The organism is Streptococcus sp. 3613 (assembly GCF_013277375.1).
Taxonomy (GTDB): domain Bacteria; phylum Bacillota; class Bacilli; order Lactobacillales; family Streptococcaceae; genus Streptococcus; species Streptococcus pseudopneumoniae.
Map to the genome: position 1 here is coordinate 1 of NZ_VMMV01000092.1, position 4,049 is coordinate 4,049.

Annotated in this window: 2 protein-coding genes and 2 pseudogenes; 1 reads left to right on the top strand and 3 read right to left on the bottom strand. The window is 37.5% G+C overall.

Annotation, left to right across the window (positions count from 1 at the left end; translation table 11 throughout):
- From HT708_RS10205 to HT708_RS10215, 3 genes and pseudogenes are all read right to left on the bottom strand, one after another.
- A pseudogene (locus HT708_RS10205) lies at positions 1-444 on the bottom strand (IS630 family transposase); the annotation flags it as partial.
- A 36-nt stretch (positions 445-480) separates the two neighbouring features.
- Positions 481-834, bottom strand: coding sequence for an aminotransferase class V-fold PLP-dependent enzyme (locus tag HT708_RS10210; RefSeq protein WP_000945719.1), 354 nt, complete (start codon positions 832-834; stop codon positions 481-483).
- 677 nt (positions 835-1,511) lie between these two features.
- Positions 1,512-2,891 carry an FAD-dependent oxidoreductase gene (locus tag HT708_RS10215; RefSeq protein ID WP_000036801.1) on the bottom strand — a complete coding sequence of 460 codons (1,380 nt, stop codon included), beginning with the start codon at positions 2,889-2,891 and terminating at the stop codon, positions 1,512-1,514.
- 295 nt (positions 2,892-3,186) lie between these two features.
- Between HT708_RS10215 and HT708_RS10220 the strand changes: the two are divergent.
- Positions 3,187-3,907 (top strand): annotated as a pseudogene (locus HT708_RS10220) (FAD:protein FMN transferase); the annotation flags it as partial.
- Between the last annotated feature and the right edge of the window lie 142 nt (positions 3,908-4,049).

Genomic DNA, 4,049 nt, shown 5'->3' on the forward strand with positions numbered 1-4,049 from the left:
CATAAGGACGATAGAGGTAGCGGTCGATTCCTGTTTCATCAATATATACGATTGGTAAATCGTTTAGGTTATCCAAAATATCAAGAAACTCAGCGACTTTCTCTGGGTCTTGTTCCTTAAAGCTCGTCATCTTTTTTTGAAGTGACCTTCATCTGCTTTAAAGCTGCCCATACTGAAGGGACAGCACAATCAAAATGTGCCGCAATTTCCCGTAAAAAAGCATCTGGATGAGCCTCTACAAAGGATTTCAATTCCTCTAAAGGAATCTTTCGGTTTTTGACGACTCGCTTTTTCCTCTCTAAGTGTCCTTGTTCACGTAAGTTCTTTTCCCACGTGAAGAGAGTTCTGACGCCGACATCAAAAACCTTGGCTGCCTCGACATGGCTGTGCCCCCTCTTTGATGTAATCTAATGCTCGCTGTTTAAAATCTGTACTATATGCCATAGCTTTATTATAACATGCTTGTTTGAAACTAAGCAACTATAACATTTTCCAAGGTAAATAATTAGAATGGTGTTCTAATACAGACACGCCTAATTTACCTTTATTATATTTTATAGACCTACTAAGTAAGTTATAAGCCTCCGTAGCACTTTTAGTGAAAAGCACATTGTAGTTACTGGCACTTAGAAAATTTTTAATTTTTTTCTTAACAGCCTCATATTCATTAGAAAAAATTAAATCATTTTTTGAATTATGTCTCTTAATGTTTATTGGAATTCCTGAATAAACTTCTGTTAATTTATTAACAACAGCTTTTGGCTTGGGAACTGTAGCTGCATTATCAAAATAAATAATATCTGATGTTTGAAAAGAAAATAAATTCCTCAACATATTTCACCACTTTGAAAATCTACTACCATTAAAAATTTCTACTTCCTAAGATTTAAAATTCGATTTATGTAATACATTGTATTGGCACATCTTTTTGGGAAATACAACTGAACCATTTAATACTACTACAGAAACTTCATCACTACTATGGCTTCTGCTGACTTCTCATGATTCCTTGTTACTATGCTTTAGGCGCTCATGAAACCTCACGGAATCAGTCCCAGATTTTTCTTCCTTTATAACAGAGGACGTTAAAAGGTTACAGTGAAAATAGGAAATCGGACGCAGAGTCTTTGGACTCTAGGAAGATTTATCTTTTTCACACAAACCTTAGTCCGAATTCAATTACTTTCATGACTTACAGATATAAGTTACGACTACCTATTTAAACTTTAGAGTTCTTGGCTATCTCATCTGCTAGATAGGCTTTCCTAGCACCTCTCTGTTCCTAGAACCAGGATTTCGCTATTCTTTCCTCTAACGTTTTTTACTCTAACGTCAGGGTCTATCTCCAGACCGTCTTCGTCCGCTACCTCACGATAGTCAGGATTGAGGGGCGCTGTTGGGTTCATCGGTAGCTAGTGCCCACAGAGGACTTGTTCCTCAGATGTAGGCCATGACCCGTCGTACCTAAAAAACTATCCGACCTTAACTTAAGACCAGATAGTTCATCATTTTTATTTTTCAGCTGTAAGGGCAGCCATTGTGATGTAGTTGTATGGTTTGTTGAAGTGTGGCAAGAAGAAGAGGTCTGTCAATGCCAATTTATCAATTGTTACATGCTCTTGGATAGCAAGTGAGAACATGTGAATTCCCATGCTGATTGAAATATCGTGTGAAACCATTTGGGCACCAAGAATTTCACGGCTATCTTTGTCAAAGACAATCTTAATCGCTACTTCATGGTTATCGTGTTTCATGAATTCTGGTTTTTGAAGATCGTTAAATCCTGTCTCAGTCGCATTGTAACCTGCAGCTTTTGCTTTTTCAAGAGTCAAACCAGTTGAAACCATGTGAAGACCATAGATTGAGATACCGTTTGAACCTTGAACACCGATTCCTTCCAATTCATGTCCACAAGCATTGTAGGCACCAACGATACCAGTACGAACTGCGTTTGAAGCAAGGGCGATGTAGCTTGTGTCTTTACGAGCATTATCATAGACAGTCGCACAGTCACCAACTGCAAATACACCTGGAATTGAAGTTTCTTGTTTCTTATCTACAAGGAAAGCACCATTTCGGAAGAGTTCAATCTTACCGTCAGCAAGAGCTGTGTTAGGACGGAAACCAACCGCAAGAACAACCATATCCACATCAAAAGTTTCTTTATCGGTAATCAAGCGTTCAACTTTACCGTCACCTTCGATTGCTTTAACAGTTTGACCAAGAGCCAAGCGGATGTTGTGGTCTTCCAAGTTCTTCGCCATCATTTGTGTAAAGTCTTTGTCATAGTAACCGTTCAAGACAGTATCAACGATATCGACAAGGACAACTTCTTTTCCAAGACGCTCAAAGGCTTCAGCAAGTTCAACACCAATGTAACCACCACCAACAACGGCGATACGGTCAAGGTGTTGGCTCTTGTCAGCAAGTTTATTGATCACTTCTTCAGCGTTTTGGTACAATTTCACGAATTGTACGTTTTCAAGAGTTGCTTTAAATTCGCGGTTTCCTTTAAGAATTTCAACACCTTCTATTGGTGGCAAGATTGGTGTAGAACCTGTAGCGAAAATCAATTTCTCGTATGATTCTTTGTGCTCTTTTCCTTCAACTTCGGCTGTGACTACTTTGTTATCATAGTCGATTGAAAGAACAGGTGAGTTCATGTAAACCTTAGCACCTTTAGCTTCCAATTTTTCTTTATCAGAATAGAACAAGCCTTCAGCACCGTCAATTTGATTACCAATCCAAAGAGCCATTCCACATCCTAGGAAAGAGATGCTAGAGTTTTGGTCAAATACAACAATTTCGTTCTCATTTCCAAAATTATCCAACATAGTATTAATACATGCTGTACCAGCATGGTTAGCACCGACTACAACAATTTTACTCATAAAAAATTTCCTACTTTCATTCTAAATTTACCTTACTAGTATACCATTTATTGTCAGCGTTTACCAGAGGTTTGCTATTACTTTATCATTTTTTATCAAAAACAATTCTCCATTTATCCTAATTTCAAGCCTAATGAATTTTTTTAAGCATATTTCTTGACTTTTTCCAAATTTAATTTATGAAAATTCTAGCTTTATGGTATTATAATAACATGAAAATAAAATACAAGGTCTTCCATTTATATAATTATTTGATATTGCAACTTATTTTCTACAAAAGAAAAAAGTTGCTAGCTTGCCTCTTCGTTCACATTCTGAACTCCTAACGGGAACCACTATCACTATTTCATTAGTTAATGAGTGAGCAGATATCTTACTCTAAAAATCCTTTGATTTGCTCAAAAAGCTTGAATACCATTTCAATGCCAATAGTCAAGAATCTGAGTTGATGGAAATCAATTATCAAGCAGGAATAGCCCCCGTCACTGTTCATCCAGACCTGTTTGAACTGATTTCACTTGGTTTAGAGCATAGCCTAGCACTCTATAGCCAGCTCAACATCAGTATTGATCCCCTAATTCAAACCTGGCGCATTGGTTTTTCAGATGCCAAAGCTGCACAACCTCAAGAAATTGAAGCGGTGCTGTCTCTAATCAATCCTCATGATATCGAGTTAGATTCTTCTACTTCCATTGTATTCTTAAAGCAGAAAGGAATGAAAATCGATTTAGGTTGTTTAGTCAAGGGTTATAGTGCAGATAAAGGGTGCCCAATTTCTTAGAAAAGAGGGTATGACTTCTGCCTTGATCAATCTGGGAGGGAGTATCCTGACCATTGGAAAAAATCAGGCAAGAGGGGATAACCCTTGGCAAATCGAGATTCAAGATTCAGCCAATCCGAGGGGAAATCACTTAATGACCATTCCCGTTGTCAATCAATCTGTCGTGACTTCAGGCATTTATGAACGTCACCTGACAGTCGATGGACAAGATTACCATCACATTTTTGACAATAGACTTCCTGCAAAACTAGAATCCTAGTTCATGATTGATAATACCAACAATCAAATTCATTCGTAATCCGAAGCGTTTACGATGATTTCGATAGGTTGTTGAAAATATTTTAAACGTTTTCATAGTGAAATGAAATAAGAACAGG

What these genes read in the sequence shown, in the direction of transcription:
- HT708_RS10210 (WP_000945719.1), bottom strand. Translation starts at nt 834, where the DNA reads ATGTTGAGGAATTTATTTTCTTTTCAAACATCAGATATTATTTATTTT.
- HT708_RS10215 (WP_000036801.1), bottom strand. Translation starts at nt 2,891, where the DNA reads ATGAGTAAAATTGTTGTAGTCGGTGCTAACCATGCTGGTACAGCATGT.